At 48.5% G+C, this 18,433-nt stretch carries 14 protein-coding genes; 10 read left to right on the top strand and 4 right to left on the bottom strand.

Annotated elements, in window-relative coordinates; translation table 11 throughout:
- Positions 1-97: 97 nt before the first annotated feature.
- From WKT10_RS01225 to WKT10_RS01200, 6 genes are all read left to right on the top strand, one after another.
- On the top strand, positions 98-577 hold the full coding sequence (locus WKT10_RS01225; protein ID WP_066544700.1) for a nucleoside deaminase: 480 nt from the start codon (positions 98-100) through the stop codon (positions 575-577).
- 19 nt (positions 578-596) lie between these two features.
- The gene (locus tag WKT10_RS01220; protein WP_340274903.1) at positions 597-1,895 is read left to right on the top strand and encodes a uracil-xanthine permease family protein; all 1,299 of its coding nucleotides are present in this window, start codon (positions 597-599) and stop codon (positions 1,893-1,895) included.
- Between the two features lie 96 nt (positions 1,896-1,991).
- Positions 1,992-2,759, top strand: a complete 768-nt coding sequence (locus WKT10_RS01215) for a GntR family transcriptional regulator (RefSeq protein WP_340274901.1) — start codon at positions 1,992-1,994, stop codon at positions 2,757-2,759.
- Between the two features lie 157 nt (positions 2,760-2,916).
- Positions 2,917-3,828 carry a 4-(cytidine 5'-diphospho)-2-C-methyl-D-erythritol kinase gene (gene ispE / locus WKT10_RS01210; protein ID WP_066544694.1) on the top strand — a complete coding sequence of 304 codons (912 nt, stop codon included), beginning with the start codon at positions 2,917-2,919 and terminating at the stop codon, positions 3,826-3,828.
- Positions 3,829-3,849: 21 nt separating this feature from the next.
- Positions 3,850-4,554, top strand: coding sequence for a GntR family transcriptional regulator (locus WKT10_RS01205; protein ID WP_066545276.1), 705 nt, complete (start codon positions 3,850-3,852; stop codon positions 4,552-4,554).
- Positions 4,555-4,557: 3 nt separating this feature from the next.
- Positions 4,558-4,761, top strand: coding sequence for a hypothetical protein (locus WKT10_RS01200; RefSeq protein WP_317439270.1), 204 nt, complete (start codon positions 4,558-4,560; stop codon positions 4,759-4,761).
- A 36-nt stretch (positions 4,762-4,797) separates the two neighbouring features.
- Here the strand turns inward: WKT10_RS01200 and WKT10_RS01195 are convergent, their stop codons facing one another.
- Positions 4,798-5,448, bottom strand: a complete 651-nt coding sequence (locus tag WKT10_RS01195; protein ID WP_081422846.1) for a stage II sporulation protein R — start codon at positions 5,446-5,448, stop codon at positions 4,798-4,800.
- A gap of 309 nt (positions 5,449-5,757) precedes the next feature.
- On the opposite strand from WKT10_RS01195, the gene WKT10_RS01190 reads away from it, so the two are divergent.
- On the top strand, positions 5,758-6,819 hold the full coding sequence (locus WKT10_RS01190) for a D-alanine--D-alanine ligase family protein (protein WP_066544691.1): 1,062 nt from the start codon (positions 5,758-5,760) through the stop codon (positions 6,817-6,819).
- Between the two features lie 36 nt (positions 6,820-6,855).
- Positions 6,856-7,281: a DUF1934 domain-containing protein gene (locus tag WKT10_RS01185; RefSeq protein ID WP_337434253.1), complete on the top strand. Its 426-nt coding sequence runs from the start codon at positions 6,856-6,858 to the stop codon at positions 7,279-7,281.
- Positions 7,282-7,365: 84 nt separating this feature from the next.
- Here WKT10_RS01185 and WKT10_RS01180 read toward each other — a convergent pair whose 3' ends face one another.
- Entirely contained in the window at positions 7,366-7,818 is a 453-nt protein-coding gene (locus WKT10_RS01180; RefSeq protein WP_337434254.1) for a hypothetical protein, read from the bottom strand.
- A gap of 309 nt (positions 7,819-8,127) precedes the next feature.
- On the opposite strand from WKT10_RS01180, the gene rpoB reads away from it, so the two are divergent.
- Positions 8,128-12,060, top strand: a complete 3,933-nt coding sequence (gene rpoB / locus WKT10_RS01175) for a DNA-directed RNA polymerase subunit beta (protein ID WP_296036301.1) — start codon at positions 8,128-8,130, stop codon at positions 12,058-12,060.
- 19 nt (positions 12,061-12,079) lie between these two features.
- The gene (gene rpoC / locus WKT10_RS01170; protein WP_417045837.1) at positions 12,080-15,931 is read left to right on the top strand and encodes a DNA-directed RNA polymerase subunit beta'; all 3,852 of its coding nucleotides are present in this window, start codon (positions 12,080-12,082) and stop codon (positions 15,929-15,931) included.
- Between the two features lie 73 nt (positions 15,932-16,004).
- On the opposite strand, the gene WKT10_RS01165 is transcribed toward rpoC, so the two are convergent.
- Positions 16,005-16,922 carry a GDSL-type esterase/lipase family protein gene (locus WKT10_RS01165; protein WP_340275173.1) on the bottom strand — a complete coding sequence of 306 codons (918 nt, stop codon included), beginning with the start codon at positions 16,920-16,922 and terminating at the stop codon, positions 16,005-16,007.
- 45 nt (positions 16,923-16,967) lie between these two features.
- Positions 16,968-18,386: an MBOAT family O-acyltransferase gene (locus tag WKT10_RS01160; RefSeq protein WP_340274893.1), complete on the bottom strand. Its 1,419-nt coding sequence runs from the start codon at positions 18,384-18,386 to the stop codon at positions 16,968-16,970.
- Positions 18,387-18,433: the final 47 nt, after the last annotated feature.

Below are 18,433 nucleotides of genomic sequence, written 5' to 3'. Positions count from 1 at the left end.
TTTGCTGTGAACTCTTTACAAAAAAATGATTGTGTGCTATAGTAAAAACACAAAAGGTAATACCTATTACTTAATACTTTGAAAAGGAGAGGGAACGATGTATCAGAGCCATGAATTTTATTTAAGGAGAGCGATCGAGATTTCAAAGGAGGCAAGAGCGGCCGGTAATACTCCCTTTGGAGCGCTGCTGGTAAACAAGGATGGGGAAATCATCATGGAGCAGGGGAATATTGAGATTACAGAAAAAATCTGCACCGGCCATGCAGAGGCAACCCTTGCAGCCAGGGCTTCCCATGAGTATTCCAGAGAGTTTTTATGGGACTGTACCTTATATACCACTGCGGAGCCCTGTGCGATGTGTGCGGGAGCGATTTACTGGGCTAATATCGGAAGGGTTGTTTACGGCATGACAGAAAGAAGGCTGTTGGAGCTTACGGGAAGCAATGAACAGAATCCCACCTTTGATCTTCCGTGCCGCGAGGTGTTCGCCAGAGGACAGAAGGATATAAAGGTCATCGGACCGGTAGAGGCAGTAGAGGTAGAAGCGGCAAAGGTACATGAGGGATACTGGAATTAGTATTCAGTAAGGAGTGGGTATGAAAAAGGAGAGTTTTGACGAAAAAGTGGGATGGGGCAGGATGCTGTTAGTGGGGTTTCAGCATGTGCTTACCATGTGCCCTGGAACCATTGCAGTTCCGCTGATACTGGCAGGAGCTTTGGGATTGAATGAAAAGGAAACAGCCTTTCTTGTCTCAGCCAATTTCTTTACAAGCGGCATTGCGATCCTGATCCAGGTGCTGGGGATCGGAAAGCTGGCAGGATCCAGATACCCGATTGTTCTGGGGTCGTCCTTTGCACCCTTAAGTCCCATGATCCTGATCGGTAAGGAATATGGGATGGCGGCTTTGTTTGGTTCAGTAATTGCCTCCGGTGCGGTGATTTTTCTTTTATCCTTTTTCATGGATAAGATTTTAAAGCTTTTCCCGCAGGTAGTTGTGGGAACCTTTGTAACACTGATTGGAATTACTTTGGCGCCTACCGCGCTGAGGGATCTGGCGGGGGGAGAGGGAAACGCAGGCTTTGGCTCCGTCGAAAATCTCATCCTGGGTCTGGCAGTGCTTATATTTATACTGCTGGTGGACAAGTATGGAAAAGGCATCTGGAAAAGTATGTCATTGCTTCTTGGTATTACCGCAGGAACGGCTGCAGGATGTTTTTTACATATGGTGGATATTGCTTCCATTGCGCAGGCAGAGATATTCCAGCCGGTTCAGCCTTTTGCTTACGGAGTGCCGGAATTTAAGCTGTGGCCTATTTTCCTTATGACGATTTTCTGCATTATCAATATGATCCAGTGCATCGGCGTATTTTCCGTGATGGATGAAATTGCAGATGTGGAAACAGAAAATGAGATTAAGGAGCGGGGGATCCGCGGGCAGGCAGTAGCTCAGATGATCACAGGAGCATTTAATTCCGTCCCATCTACCATGTTTAATGAAAATGTGAGTTTGATCGGTTTAACAAAGATAAAGAGCCGTTCGGTCATAACGACCGCAGGGATCATGATCATACTGGCAGGAATTTTCCCAAAGATTTCTGCGGTATTTACAGCGGTTCCCAAGTGTGTGCTGGGAGGAGCTACCCTGGCCTTGTTCGGAGTGATCACTTCATCGGGAATTTCCATGCTTTCCAGACTGGATTTCTCAAAGGATAATAATTTTAAAATCGTGGGAACCAGTATTGCCATCGGCGTAGGTGCAGCATTCGCATCCGATGCGTTTGTAAATATTCTCGGAACACTTCAGATGATCCTCAGCAACGGCTTATTTATGGTAAGCATCAGCGCGATTCTTTTAAATCTGCTTCTCAATGGAAAAAAAGCCTTTCGTAAATGATATACTGTATTTCTTGACAAAAAAAAGTGATTCTTCTATCATCTTAGTTAGAATGTATGTTTAAGCACATCGGAAACAGGAAAGAGAGGAATCACCTTGGCGACTCAGAAATTACGCATAAAACCATTGTCAGGGCAGGCGAAGGAGGCGATCCTTCAATATATAGAAGAAATGGATCTGAAAAGGGACAATAAGCTTCCAAGAGAGGAGGCTCTGTCAGAAATGCTGGGCGTAAGCCGGATCACCATCCGCCAGGCCTTAAATGACCTGGCCTCAGAGGGAATCATTTTCAGGCGTCAGGGGCGGGGAACCTTTGTAAATGTGGATTCTCTGGATATCAAGGTTACCTTCAGCCCCTGTATGGAGCTTACGCAGATGATCCAAAAAAGCGGATATACGCCTTCAGTCCGTCTTTTGAAGATCCGGAAAATAAAAAGAGAGGAAGAAATCTGCTCTCTTTTACAGATGCAGCCAGATAAACAGCTCGTTGTTGCTGAAAAGCTGTTTCTGGCAGATGATCAGATCTGCGCCTACTGCCGTGATTATTTTAGCATGGATCTGATCGGGGGAGAGGAATCCTTTGAGATGTTTTCACATTATGAGGATTCCATTTACAGATACATTTATGACCTTTCCGGGGAAAAGGCCCAGTGGGACAAGGTGGAGATCGATACGGCAGACCCGGCGGATATTCCGGGCCTGAAAGGATACGTTTCCGTCAAGGAGCTGGGTTCCAGACCTTATCTGTATCTTAAAACATTAAATTACAGTGATCGGGACAGGCCGCTTGTATATGCAAATGAGTATTTTAATACAGGGATTATACAGTTTAATCTGATACGGCAGAAGAATATACAGTATTAAAAATGGGAGACGTCTGGAAAATGGGCGTCTCTTTTTTCGTAAGTATTACTTTTTGTTTATTTTTTATATTGAAAATCCTTGCATTTTCATGTATACAATGTTATGTATTATAAAAACAGACATATAAACGAGAAAGAGAAAAAGGGGAGCGGGGAGAATGATTTCGCATTTACGCTTAAAAGCATTCGGAAAGATCAATCTGGCTCTGGATGTGCTGGGCAGAAAGCCGGACGGATACCATGAGGTGCGCATGATCATGCAGACAGTGGGCCTCCATGACAGGATTGACCTGTACCGGACAGCGGAGCCGGGAATCCGTTTGGAAACTAATCTTTTTTATCTGCCGTCCAATGAGCAGAATCTGGCTTACCGGGCCGCGGCTCTGCTGTTTGATGAATTTGGTATTGAGGAAGGACTTTCGATCCGCTTAAGAAAGTTTATCCCTGTATCAGCGGGGATGGCAGGAGGAAGTACTGATGCTGCATCCGTGCTTTACGGCGTAAACCGGATGTTTGGACTGGGGCTTACAACCTCACAGCTGATGGAGCGGGGGGTGAAGCTGGGAGCAGATATACCTTACTGCATCATGAGGGGAACGGCCCTTTCGGAAGGAATCGGTGAAAAACTTACCCGTCTGCCATCCATGCCTCAGTGCCAGGTGCTGATCGCAAAGCCGGGGATCAGCGTTTCCACAAAAACCGTATATGAAATGCTGGATGCCAGGACGCTGAGGCCTGAGGATCATCCTGATATTGACGGAATGGTGGAGGCAATCCGAAAAAGGGATCTCTATGAGGTGGCAGGAAGGTTTGGAAATGTTCTTGAACTGGTAACGGCGGGCCGCTATCCGGTGATCGGACAGATTGAGGAACTGATGAAGGAATATGGGGCCATCAATGCTATGATGAGCGGAAGCGGGCCTACTGTATTCGGTCTGTTTTCCAATCCGTCTTCAGCCAGAAAGGCATACGAGGCGCTTCGGTATGGGGAAGGGATAGATCTGGCAAAGCAGGTTTACCTTACCAATTTTTATAACATGAATCAAGGCGCAGCCGGCAGACTGCGGTAAAACACAGGGGAGAGTATTATGATGGACAATAATTTTAAGGTAAATATGAACGAGTATCTTCCGCTTCGGGACGTGGTGTTTAATACGCTGCGCCAGGCGATCTTAAAGGGGGAACTGGCTCCGGGAGAGAGGCTTATGGAGATCCAGCTGGCTGAGAAGCTGGGGGTGAGCCGTACTCCGATCCGTGAAGCCATCCGGAAGCTGGAGCTTGAGGGACTAGTGCTTATGATCCCGCGAAAGGGAGCGGAAGTGGCTAAAATCTCGGAAAAAAGTCTGAGGGATGTACTGGAGGTGCGCCGTTCTCTGGAGGAGCTGGCGATTGAACTGGCCTGCGAGCGTATGGAAGCGGAGGATCTGCGCAGGCTGGAGCAGTGCCAGGAGAATTTCTGCAGGGCGATCCGCAGCGGAAGTCCTATGGAGATGGCAGAGAGTGATGAAGCATTTCATGATGTGATCTACCAGAGTACGGGAAATGAAAAGCTGGTGCAGATGTTAAATAACCTGAGAGAGCAGATGTACCGCTACCGTCTGGAATATATAAAGGATGCAGATAAGCGCCAGGTGCTGATGGTGGAGCATGAGCATATTTTAAGCGCCTTAAAGGTGAGAAATCTGGCTGAGGCCAGGATGGCTGCCAGAGAGCATATTGATAATCAGGAGATTACTGTTTCGAAAAATATTAAGGAGCAGGAGGAAAATGTTCTTCCTGTCCGCGGGAGAAGGTAAAATATGGAAGAGAAGAATTTTAAGGAGCGTTATCTGGCAGGGGAAATCGAGTTTGAAGAAATCGACCGGTACATCAGCCGTTGGAACAACAGTGATGACGAGCGGACGCTGGCAAAGTATCTGGGGCTGAATGAAGAGGAAGAGGACGTCTGGATCGATGAGAGCGACGAGGCGCTCAGGGAGATGCTGGATCATCAGAAAAAGTAGGATTTTGTATGCAGGGAGGGACTGACCGGGAGATGGTCAGTCCTTTTTTGGGGTGAGAAGTTCCAGGAGACGGAAACGGATCTCTACTTTGGGAGGCTCATTGAAAATGGTTTCGTAATCATCAGGGGCCATATGTTCTGCCAGTTCTTTTTTCGAGGATTCGGGAACAGTTTTTGCGGAAGAATCGGTAAGGCAGAGACTGGGATAGAGGACGCACCACCAGTTGCGTCCTTTTCCATTTCCTATGGTAATCCGGACGGCATCATAGACGCCGCAGGGGAAGGAGGCTTCGCCGTAGGTTTTTGTGGGGAAATAGTCTTTGGTCAGAGTAAGGGATACAGGGGCTGGGGAGCCCTGGGATGTAAGCCAGCTTTCGGCGGTCTGGGTGAGGGTGTTTTTTTGCTGGAGGATCCAGTGGGCCAGTTGGGGCTTGGTGGCGTTTTTGGGGGCGTGTGTCTGGATGTGGCTTAAAAGGATATCGCGGACGCCAAGCTTAAGGGATTGGTCTTTTGGAGAGTTGCTTTCGGCCAGAACATGGAAACGGAGGATGTCCGGGGCGATTCTGGCGGCCATGGTTTCCTGGGAGATGGTGCGGGCGGAGGCCAGGAGCAGGAAGGGGGTTAGAAGGAGGATGGGGAGGATGTGGAAGATTGGGAATGGGAAAAAATAGGAAGGGTGTTTTTTCATAGGGCGTTGGGGGCTCCTTTCTTGGATTTTTGGGTCGCGATCGCTGATTTGGGTCGCGAAAGCTGATTTAGGTCGCGAAAGCTGCGGACGGCGGGGTCTTCTTGTCCGGCTGGGCCGGACAAGAAGCATCGGAGATCCCTCCGATGGGAGACCAGAACCGAAAACCTGCTTACAAGCGAGCTTGACGCAGGTTTTTGGTTCTGGTTTCCCGCCGTCCTGATTGTTTTGGGGTATTTCTATTTATCTCCACATATGCTATACTGTATACGCCCTGTGGGGCAGAAAGATGGAATAGGAGTGAAAATGACGATGGAAAAGAAAACAGCAGCGGTTATTTTCGGCGGGCAGTCTTCGGAGCACGTTGTGTCCTGTATGTCGGCTGCCAATGTGATTGACCGTATCAATACAGATAAATATAACCTGATTCTGATCGGAATTACACAGGAGGGAAAGTGGTTGAAGGTGGACTCTGTCCAGGCAATCAGGGATGAGTCCTGGAGAAAGGGAACGGTTTCTGCTGCAATCCTTCCGGATGCAGAGAAGAAGTGCGCCCTGTTTATGGAGAATGGGACAATGACAGAGGTGAAGCTGGATGTGGTATTCCCGGTTCTTCATGGCCTTTGCGGAGAGGACGGCACGATCCAGGGACTTTTGGAGCTGGCAAAGATACCGTATGTGGGCTGCGGAGTACTGGCATCCGCTGTTTCCATGGATAAGCTTTATACAAAGATCATTGTAGATGAGCTGGGGATCAGGCAGGCGGCCTATGTGCCGGTGATGAAGGAGCAGCTTGAGGATATGAACAAGGTGGTAAACCGCATTGAAGGCCGCTTCGCCTATCCTGTATTTATCAAACCCTCCAACGCAGGCTCTTCCAAGGGAGTGAGCAAGGCGGATAACCGGGAGGAGCTGGAGGCCGGACTTACAGAGGCAGCCTGCCATGACCGCAAGATCCTGGTAGAAGAGATGATCGTGGGCCGTGAAGTGGAGTGTGCTGTATTCGGAGGAGGAAGCGAGGAAGTGAAGGCTTCCGGCGTGGGTGAAATCCTGGCTGCGGCAGATTTTTATGATTTTGACGCAAAGTATTACAACGCAGAATCAAAGACAGTGACAGACCCTGAGCTTCCGGGAGACGCTGCGGAGAAGATCCGCAGGGCGGCGGCGGCCATTTTTAAGGCGGTAGACGGCTACGGCTTGTCCAGAGTGGACTTTTTCGTAAAAGAAGATGGAGAAGTGGTATTTAATGAAATCAACACCATGCCCGGATTCACTGCTATCAGTATGTACCCCATGCTGTGGGAGGCCAGAGGAATCGGCAAGGAGCAGCTGGTAGACATGCTTCTGGAGCACGGCCTGAAACGGTTTGCTTAAACGATACAGCCGGTATAAAAGAAGGAGGAGAACGGCATGACAAAAGATGTACTGATTACCATCCGTGGTGTTCATACTCTGGATCATGAGGATAACGATGTGGAAATGATTATCCGCGGGGATTATTATCAGAAAAACGGAAAGCATTATATCCTTTATGAAGAGATACTGGAAGGAGCGGAGGAGCGGGTGAAAAATGTCATTAAAATTTCCCCTTCTTCCATGGATATTATAAAAAAGGGTGTTACGAACAGCCGTATGCTGTTTGAAAAGAATAAAAAGAACCTTTCCTGCTACAGCACTCCTGTGGGCAATCTGGTGATCGGCATTCAGGCCAATCACTTTTATGTGGAAGAGCAGGAGAACAGCATAAAGGTCAATGTAGATTATTCCCTGGACATTAACTATGAGCATATGTCGGACTGCCGTATCTGCGTGGATGTGCAGTCATGTACAGCATAGTTCTGTCTGGATAAAACAGAAACATAAAAAAGAAATATAAAAGCAGCCGGCGTCTGAAACCTTCAGATACCGGCTGCTTTTGAATTACTGCTTGTTCTTTTTAAATCTTGCAAAAAATCCCTTTTTCTTTGGAGGAGCAGGGATGGCACCTCCCCGAACGCTTTTGATCTGTGTAATGTAGATACCGCTTAAGACTACTTTTGCCTCTGTCTTTACAGGAAGAGACTCAAATACTCCTGCGTCGGCGATCAGAGTCATCACCTTGGGACCGATCTTTGCTTTTACAACGGGAACTTTGGCCCAGCGCATATACTTGGGCGTCTGGTCCACTACCATCTTGGGAAGCCCGGACTGTGTGAGCTTGAGCTTCTTTTTATCAATGACCAGGATGGATACGGTCTGTGCAGCAGCATCCAACATCTGCTGCTGCTCTGCCTGACGCTTCTGCAGCTTGCTTCCCAGAAAATAGAGGATCACAAGTACGATTGCAGCGATCGCCAGAAGTATCAGCAATACATTTAGAATGGTTTGTACCATATCGGTATACCTCCAGACTGTAAATAATTTCCTTCTCCTTTGCAGTAAAAACCTGTCATACCTGCCAGAAGACATTCTATAACAGTATATCATTTTTGTAAGAAAAAAGCAAGAAAAAATTCTTGACACCTTGACGTCCCTATGTTATTATGGAGTGTGCACTATTGTGGCGACGTGGGCTTTTTGCGCCCATTCTGCGGCGCCCGATTACCGAGAACGACAGTAATGGCCCGGAGTGCTGGAAGAGATGCGCATTCTCCAGCCGGACGGGATATTGCAACCAAATTAGAAAACAGGGGTGAAACGTCAATGGAGAAAAGCAGAATACGTCCGGTACCGGCCGGGAAAAGCGTAAGAATGAGCTATTCAAGGCAGAAGGAAGTCCTTCAGATGCCAAACCTGATCGAGATTCAGAAAGACTCCTATCAGTGGTTCTTAGACGAAGGACTGAAGGAAGCATTTGATGACATCTCTCCGATCACTGACTTCGCAGGACATCTGAGCCTGGAATTCGTTGACTTTACATTATGTAAGGATGATGTCAAGTACACCATCGAAGAGTGTAAGGAACGCGATGCCACTTACGCGGCACCACTTAAGGTAAAGGTTAGACTGTACAATAAAGATAAAGATGAGATGAACGAACATGAGATATTCATGGGAGATCTGCCTCTGATGACAGACACGGGCTCCTTCGTTATCAACGGTGCAGAACGTGTTATTGTCAGCCAGCTTGTGCGTTCCCCTGGTATCTACTATGGCATTGGTCACGATAAGGTGGGTAAGGAGTTATATACATGTACTGTGATCCCCAACCGCGGCGCATGGCTGGAGTACGAGACAGACTCCAACGATGTATTTTATGTCCGCGTGGACAGAACCCGTAAGGTTCCTGTTACCGTGCTGATCCGTGCTCTGGGCTTCGGCACCAATGCAGAGATTTTAGAACTGTTCGGCGAAGAGCCAAAGCTTCTTGCCAGCTTCGGAAAGGATACCTCCGATAACTATCAGGACGGTCTGTTAGAGCTGTACAAGAAGATCCGTCCCGGTGAGCCGTTATCCGTTGACAGCGCGGAGAGCCTGCTCAACAGTATGTTCTTTGATCCCAGAAGATATGATCTGGCAAAGGTGGGACGTTATAAATTTAATAAGAAGCTGTCCTTTAAGTTCCGCCTCAATGGCCAGGTTCTGGCTGAGGATGTGGTGAATGAGGAGACAGGTGAGATTTTAGCCGAGGCAGGCACAAAGCTTGATAAGGAGTCTGCGATGCGTCTGCAGAACTCCGGCGTTCCCTTCGTATGGGTAGAAGGACCAAACAGAAAGCAGAAGGTTCTTTCCAATATGATGGTTGAGCTTGACGCTCATGTTTCCTTCGATCCGGAGGAGGTTGGCGTTACAGAATTAGTATACTACCCTGTGCTGTCTGCTATTCTGGAAAAAGCAGGTTCGGATGAGGAGCTTTTAAAGGAAGAAATTCGAAAGAATATCCACGATCTGATTCCAAAGCATATCACAAAGGAAGATATCATTGCTTCCATCAACTACAATATGCATCTGGAAGAGGAAGTGGGAACGGCTGATGATATCGACCATCTTGGCAACCGCCGTATCCGTGCCGTAGGCGAGCTGCTCCAGAACCAGTATCGCATTGGTCTGTCACGTATGGAGCGTGTGGTAAGAGAGCGTATGACTACTCAGGACGTAGACGGCATCACACCGCAGTCCCTGATCAATATCAAGCCTGTAACGGCTGCTGTAAAGGAGTTCTTTGGAAGCTCCCAGCTGTCACAGTTTATGGATCAGAACAACCCTCTGGCTGAACTGACCCATAAGAGACGTCTTTCCGCCCTGGGTCCTGGCGGTTTGTCAAGAGACCGTGCCGGATTCGAGGTGCGAGATGTTCACTATACACACTATGGCCGTATGTGCCCCATCGAGACTCCTGAGGGTCCCAACATCGGTCTGATCAACTCTCTGGCAAGCTATGCGAGAGTAAACCAGTACGGCTTTATCGAAGCGCCTTACCGCGTAGTAGATAAGACCGCTGATCCTGCCAATCCAAGAGTCACCGATGATGTAGTATACCTGACTGCAGATGAAGAGGACAACTTTATCGTGGCACAGGCGAACGAGGCTCTGGATGAAGAGGGACATTTCGTTCACAATAACGTATCCGGACGTTTCCAGACAGAAACCTCCGAGTTCCAGAAGCGAACCATTGACCTGATGGACGTATCCCCGAAGATGGTATTCTCCGTGGCTACTGCTATGATCCCATTCCTTCAGAACGATGACGCAAACCGTGCTCTGATGGGATCCAACATGCAGCGTCAGGCCGTGCCGCTGTTGAGTACAGAGGCTCCTGTAGTAGGTACCGGTATTGAGGCAAAGGCTGCCGTTGACTCCGGTGTCTGCGTAGTGGCAAAGAATGCCGGTGTGGTAGAACGCTCCGCTTCCAACGAGATCATTATCAAGAGAGATTCCGATGGAAACAGAGATGTATACCATTTGACAAAGTTCAAGAGAAGTAACCAGAGCAACTGCTACAACCAGAAGCCGATCGTATATAAGAATGATCATGTAGAGGCCGGCGAGGTGATCGCAGATGGTCCTTCTACTTCCAACGGCGAGATTGCCCTTGGAAAGAACCCGCTGATCGGTTTTATGACCTGGGAAGGCTACAACTACGAGGATGCGGTTCTGCTTTCCGAGCGTCTGGTTCAGGATGACGTATATACCTCTATTCATATCGAAGAGTATGAGGCGGAGGCCCGTGACACCAAGCTGGGACCGGAAGAAATCACCAGAGATGTTCCCGGTGTAGGCGAGGATGCATTAAAGGATCTGGATGAACGTGGTATTATCCGTATCGGTGCTGAGGTTCGTGCCGGAGATATTCTGGTAGGAAAGGTTACTCCAAAGGGAGAAACTGAACTGACAGCAGAAGAACGTCTCCTGCGTGCGATCTTCGGTGAGAAGGCAAGAGAAGTCCGTGATACCTCCTTAAAGGTACCTCACGGAGCATATGGAATTATTGTAGATGCAAAGGTATTTACAAGAGAAAACGGCGATGAGCTTTCACCGGGAGTAAATCAGACGGTACGTATCTATATCGCTCAGAAACGTAAGATTTCTGTAGGTGATAAGATGGCTGGACGTCATGGTAATAAGGGTGTTGTTTCCCGCGTGCTTCCTGTAGAGGATATGCCTTTCCTGCCAAATGGCCGTCCTCTTGATATTGTACTGAATCCTCTGGGCGTGCCTTCCCGTATGAACATCGGACAGGTGCTTGAGATCCACTTAAGCCTTGCCGCAAGAGCACTTGGCTTTAACGTTTCCACACCGATCTTCGACGGCGCAAACGAGAATGATATACAGGATACCCTGGAGCTGGCAAACCACTATGTAAACCTGCCCTTTGACGAGGCAGAGAAAGCAGAATGGGAAAAGGACGGTGTCACAGAGACGCCTTCCGGACAGCCATGGAATGGAGAAACCTTTGAGCAGCTTTATAAAGAACAGCTTGTTCCGGAGGCAATCGGGTATCTGTCTGAGAACAGAGCGCACAGAGAGCTGTGGAAGGGCGTACCCATTGGCAGAGACGGAAAGGTCCGCTTAAGAGATGGACGTACCGGAGAGTATTTTGATGGAGCCGTTACCATTGGACACATGCATTACCTGAAGCTGCATCACCTGGTAGACGATAAGATCCATGCACGTTCTACTGGCCCATACTCCCTGGTTACACAGCAGCCTCTGGGCGGTAAAGCTCAGTTCGGCGGACAGCGTTTCGGAGAGATGGAGGTTTGGGCTCTGGAGGCATATGGTGCATCCTACACCCTGCAGGAAATCATGACTGTAAAGTCCGATGATGTAGTAGGCCGTGTGAAGACCTACGAAGCTATCATCAAGGGCGAGAATATTCCTGAGCCGGGTATCCCCGAATCCTTTAAGGTACTTCTTAAGGAAATGCAGTCTCTGGGCCTGGATGTACAGGTACAGAGAGAGGATGGAACCGAAGTTGAGATGACCGAAAATATCGACTACGGTGATACCGAGCTGCGCGCCATGTTAGAGGGCGACCGCCGCTTTAACGATCAGGAATCCCTTGCTTCCTACGGTTATCAGGAGCAGGAGATCAAGGATAATGAATTTGTAAGCGTAGAATCGGCTTCCGAGTCTGCTGGAAATGACACAGATGATCTGTATGACGCTTATACAGATGATGGTGAAGACGAATAATAGAAGGGAGTAAGAGCTCATGCCGGAAACAAATGAAACTTATCATCCAATGACATTTGATGCCATTAAGATTGGTCTGGCTTCCCCTGAAAAGATTAGATCCTGGACCCACAGGACACCTGAACCTGCTGACAAGCCCAGCAAGCAGTGGAGAGAATGGTGGGAGCAGGGTGCCATGCGCAACCGTATGCCTGAGCCTTCAGGCGCTCCCTCCAGAGAGTGGAGAGAGTGGTGGGAGCACGGCGTTGTAAAGAAGCCAGAGACCATCAACTATAGAACTTTAAAGCCGGAGAAGGACGGTCTGTTCTGCGAGAGGATTTTTGGTCCAAGCAAGGACTGGGAGTGCCACTGCGGCAAGTACAAGAAGATCCGCTATAAGGGCGTGATCTGCGACCGCTGCGGCGTTGAGGTGACAAAGGCCAGTGTAAGAAGAGAGCGTATGGGACGTATCGAGCTTGCAGCTCCTGTTTCCCATATCTGGTACTTTAAGGGAATTCCCAGCCGTATGGGACTGATTCTGGATATTTCCCCCAGAACCCTGGAGAAGGTGCTCTACTTTGCTTCCTATGTTGTACTGGATCCAGGTGTTACCAGCCTTCAGTATAAGCAGGTTCTGTCTGAGAAGGAGTACCGTGAGGAAGTAGAGAAGTACGGCGGCTCAACTGCCTTCCGTGTGGGAATGGGTGCTGAGGCGATTCAGGAGCTTCTGATGTCCATTGATCTGGAGAAGGATTCAGCTGATTTAAGAAAGCAGCTGGTAGACGCTACCGGACAGAAGCGCGCAAGAATCATTAAGCGCCTGGAAGTGGTAGAGGCATTTTTAAACTCTGGAAACCGTCCAGAGTGGATGATCATGGACGTAATCCCCGTGATTCCGCCGGATATACGTCCTATGGTACAGCTGGATGGCGGACGTTTTGCTACCTCTGACTTAAATGACCTGTACAGAAGGATCATCAACCGTAACAACCGTCTTGCCAGACTTCTGGAACTGGGCGCTCCGGATATCATCGTCCGCAACGAGAAGCGTATGCTCCAGGAGGCAGTAGACGCCTTGATCGACAATGGCCGCCGGGGCCGCCCTGTAACAGGACCTGGAAATCGTGCGCTTAAGTCCCTTTCTGATATGTTAAAGGGTAAGCAGGGACGCTTCCGTCAGAACCTGTTAGGTAAGCGTGTTGACTACTCCGGACGTTCCGTTATCGTAGTAGGCCCTGAATTAAAGATTTATCAGTGTGGTCTGCCAAAGGAAATGGCTATTGAGCTGTTTAAGCCTTTCGTTATGAAGGAGCTTGTATCCAATGGCACCGCTCACAATATCAAGAACGCAAAGAAGATGGTGGAGAAGCTCCAGACGGAGGTTTGGGATGTACTGGAGGATGTAATTAAAGAGCATCCTGTTATGCTGAACCGTGCTCCTACGCTGCACAGGCTGGGTATCCAGGCTTTTGAACCGATCCTGGTAGAAGGTAAGGCCATTAAGCTTCATCCTCTTGTTTGTACCGCGTTCAACGCTGACTTCGACGGCGACCAGATGGCAGTTCATCTTCCTCTGTCTGTAGAAGCACAGGCTGAGTGCCGCTTCCTGCTTTTAAGCCCGAACAACCTGTTAAAGCCTTCTGACGGCGGCCCTGTGGCTGTTCCGTCTCAGGATATGGTTCTCGGTATTTACTACCTGACCCAGGAGCGTCCCGGTGCAAAGGGCGAGGGAATGATTTTCAAGAGTGTAAATGAGGCAATTCTGGCTTATGAAAACCATGAAGCTACTCTGCACTCCAGGGTAAAGGTAAGAGTATCAAAGACTCTGCCTGACGGCACGGTAAAAACTGGTATTATCGAGTCTACCATCGGCCGTCTGATCTTCAACGAGATCATTCCTCAGGATCTTGGCTTTGTAGACCGTTCCATTCCTGAAAATGAGTTAAAGCTGGAGGTTGACTTCCTGGTAGCTAAAAAGCAGTTAAAGCAGATCCTTGAGAAGGTTATCAACGTACACGGCGCTACCCAGACGGCCGTTACTCTGGATGACATCAAGGCAATCGGCTACAAGTTCTCTACCAGAGCAGCCATGACCGTATCCGTTTCCGATATGACCGTGCCTGCAAGCAAACCGGAACTGATCGCAAATGCACAGGCTACTGTAGACCACATTGCAAAGAACTACCGCCGCGGTCTGATCACCGAGGAGGAGCGCTATAAAGAAGTAATCGAAACCTGGAAGACCACCGATGATCAGCTGACCCACGATCTGCTGACCGGACTGGATAAGTACAACAACATTTTCATGATGGCTGACTCCGGTGCGCGAGGATCTGATAAGCAGATCAAGCAGCTGGCAGGTATGCGAGGACTGATGGCCGATACAACTGGTCACACCATCGAACTTCCTATCAAGTCTAACTTCCGTGAAGGTCTTGACGTACTGGAGTACTTCATTTCCGCTCATGGTGCACGTAAGGGTCTGTCTGATACGGCTCTTCGTACGGCTGACTCCGGTTACCTGACCAGACGTCTGGTAGACGTATCTCAGGATCTGATCATCCGTGAGGTAGACTGCTGTGAGGGCAAGGATATTCCATTTATGGAGATTAAGGCATTCACAGACGGAAATGAAGTAATCGAGGATCTGCAGGAGAGAATTACAGGCCGTTATATTGCCGAAGATATCGTTGATCCCGATACGGGAGAGCTGGTAATGAAGGCAAACCATATGTGTACGCCTAAGCGTGCTGCAGCTGTTATGAAGGTATTGGATAAGCAGGGACGCAAGTCTGTGAAGATCCGTACCGTATTAAGCTGTAAGTCCCATATCGGTGTGTGCGCCAAGTGCTACGGAGCCAACATGGCAACCGGCCAGCCGGTACAGGTTGGTGAGGCAGTCGGAATCATCGCGGCACAGTCCATCGGTGAGCCCGGTACACAGCTTACCATGCGTACTTTCCATACGGGCGGCGTTGCCGGCGGCGATATTACACAGGGTCTTCCTCGAGTTGAGGAGCTTTTTGAGGCCCGTAAGCCAAAGGGTCTTGCCATTATCACTGAGTTTGGCGGCGTTGTAACTATCAAGGATACAAAGAAGAAGCGTGAGATCACAGTTACTGACAATGAAACCGGAAATTCCAAGACCTATCTGATTCCTTACGGTTCCAGAATCAAGGTTATGGACGGACAGGTTCTTGAGGCCGGTGATGAGCTGACCGAAGGTAGCGTAAATCCTCACGATATCTTAAAGATCAAGGGCGTTCGTGCCGTACAGGATTACATGATCCAGGAAGTACAGCGTGTATACCGTCTTCAGGGTGTAGAAATCAACGATAAGCACGTTGAAATGATCGTTCATCAGATGTTAAAGAAGATCCGCATCGAGGAAAGCGGCGACAGTGATGTACTGCCGGGCGTATCCATGGATGTTCTGGATTTCAATGAGATGAATGAGGCTCTGATCGCAGAGGGCAAGCGTCCCGCAGAGGGCAAGCAGGTTATGCTGGGTATTACAAAGGCATCTCTTGCTACAGATTCCTTCCTGTCAGCCGCATCCTTCCAGGAGACCACCAAGGTTCTGACCGAGGCCGCTATCAACGGTAAGGTAGATCACCTGATTGGTCTGAAGGAGAATGTTATTATCGGTAAGCCAATCCCGGCAGGTACCGGTATGAAGCGCTACAGAACTGTAAAGCTGGATACGGATGATAAGATCGCAGCGGCAGCTGAGGAAGAGATCCTTCTTTCTGAAGAGGAAGAGCTGACAGCTGAGGAAAGCAGCGAGCTTACAGAAGATAATGTAGCAGAAGAGGTTCTGGATCTGGACGATACTGTAATCGAGGACGAGGATGCAGAGGAAGAAGAAAGCTCTGAGGATGCAGAAGAATAAAATACAGGTCTGAATGACAGATTGAATCATAAAAACACCGGACGGACAGGGAAAACTGGCCATCCGGTGTTTTTTATGCATTTTGTGTTTTGAGCCATTCGGCCCAGACCGTATAATACTTTCCCATAATGTGGGCATTGTCTACAGAATATTTGGAATCAAGGTTTCCCTGGCCGTCGTCAAAAAGACTGTTTACATCTATATAGCCGCAGCCTTTTTCTACAGCCATCTGGTAAATAGCTTGATTTAAAGAATCAATTTTTCCATTTCCATAGACCGGGTCGGAATCGGACTTCTTTTTTGTTACATGGAGATTAGCCTCCAGAATGATTCTGGCCTGGGGCTGAAGCTGGTGGATCCAGTCTACGATAGAGGCGTACTTCTTTGTTACGGAGGAAGGAGGGTATCCCAGTTCATTGATGCCCAGCATGAGGTAAATCCGCTCATAGCTGTGTTGGGAGAGAAGTTCTTCCAGTGTTTTTTTGCTTCCATCCTTTACGGTAAGATTGGTTGAGAGAAGGTTAAAGCTGCTCATGCCGGAATTGGCAAAAAACTCTGCTTCTTCCAGACCTCCGTATTCCTTTAAGCCTTCTGTCCGTGAATCTCCGATAAAAAGGGAGGTGCTTAGGTCAACGGGAACAGAGGTGTCAGCAGGCGGCAAAGTCTCCGCCGGAGGCGCTTCTGTGGAGGACTCTGTGACAGGGGGAGCTTCAGGGGCAGACCCGTCAGTGGGCGGCTCCGCAGGGGAGGACTCTGGAGCGGGGAACTTTGCTGTAGGAGTTTCGGTGCTGCCTTTGGAGGCAGCACTTTCGGAAATGGAATCAGAGGATAGGGGGATGTTAGATGGCTGTTTATCCTCAGTTTCTGCCAGCCGCTCGATTTTATGTTCACCTGAAAACGTTTCTAGTTCCCATATCCGGGGAATAAGGGAACTTCCTTTTACGGCAATCAAACTTCCAATAAGCATCATAGTATACCAGTATTTTTTCATTTTATTCACACAATTTCTCTTTCTATCTGTTTCTTAGAACTTTCCTTAGAACCGGAAGTATAAAAACGGGTCATCCATTCCCATTTTAATACAGTAAACACAGAGCCAGAACAGAACTATAAGTATAACGGCAGTCAGAAAACTGCGGCGGTGCCGGCTGTAGATCCGCCTTGGCAGATCGGTCATAAAAATCAGGCCTGCAAGAAGAGACAACCCATAGATGCGGCCGTATTTCAGATAGTCTCCCTCAAACCAGGTGTAGGTTCCGGGGGCTGTGAAAAACGGAAAGAGCCTCTGTAAATAAATAAGGATCTGTGGCGGCTGTGAAATGGCAAAGACCAGCCAGTTTAAAGGAATCACAAGAGCCATATACAGGTGCCCCGCGGCTGGAAAACGGTTTAAGATACGTCCCAGTCCCATTTTTTCAATAGAGATCAGAGCAAAAAGCAGAAGACCCCAGAGAAGAAAATTCCAGTCAGCGCCATGCCAGAAACCAGTCAGAAGCCACACGGTCAGTAGATTGCGCACCATAATGACAAAGCCTTTTTGATTGCCACCAAGAGGAATATATACATAGTCGCGGAACCATTTTCCAAGGGTTATATGCCACCGACGCCAGAACTCCGTCATTGTCAGAGACTGGTAGGGATAGGCAAAGTTTCTGGGAATCTGAAATCCCAGGATCCAGCCGATTCCCTGGGCCATGAGGGAGTAGCCGTAAAAGTCAAAGTAAAGCTGAAGGCTGAATGCAATAATTCCCATCCAGGCAAGCGGCGTGGAGATGCTTTCGTATCCAATGGCTCCGACCTGGCTCCACAGCCTGCCGAGCTGATTGGCAAGCAGCACCTTAAGGCTTAAGCCAATAGTAAACTCTCTAAGACCGGTTTCCAGACGGTCCATGGAAAAACGGCGCCGGATCAGCTGAGAGCGGATTTCCTGATAACGGGTAATGGGGCCGGAGGTTACCTGGGTAAACATGGAAAACCAGGTACAGAAGCGAAGGAGGGAATGTTCACTGCGGATCTCCTTCCTATATACATCGGCCAGATAGGCGATGGCCTGAAAGGTGTAAAAGCTGATTCCAAGGGGGAGGGACAGGCGGATGACGGGAAACTGCAGACCTGTTTTTGTATATGATAGGAGCAGGTTTAAGTTTTCCGTTATAAATGTGCTGTATTTAAAAAGGATCAGCCAGAACAGGTTATAGAAGATCCCGGCATTCAGCCAGAAGCTGCGTTCTTTTGCATCCCGTTTTCTTCCAATAAGCTGTCCGATGAAAAAGTTTACAGGTATTGAAAGAAGAAACAGGACAAAATAAAGAGGGGAGTGTCTGGCTCCATAAAAATAGAAGATCAGGCTTCCGGCAAAAAGGCACTGATTCCGCCATTTCTCCGGACATATGAAATAAAGAATCAGAAATAAAGGAAGAAAACGAAATAAAAAGTCAAAGCTGGAAAATATCATTAGTAGTCCATCCTGTCTAAATCATATTTAAGTTTAGGATGCAAATG

Origin of the sequence: Enterocloster sp. HCN-30185 (assembly GCF_037890305.1) — a bacterium.
Taxonomy (GTDB): domain Bacteria; phylum Bacillota; class Clostridia; order Lachnospirales; family Lachnospiraceae; genus Enterocloster.
Note: the sequence above shows the minus strand (reverse complement) of the source record. Positions and strands in the feature narration are given on the sequence as shown.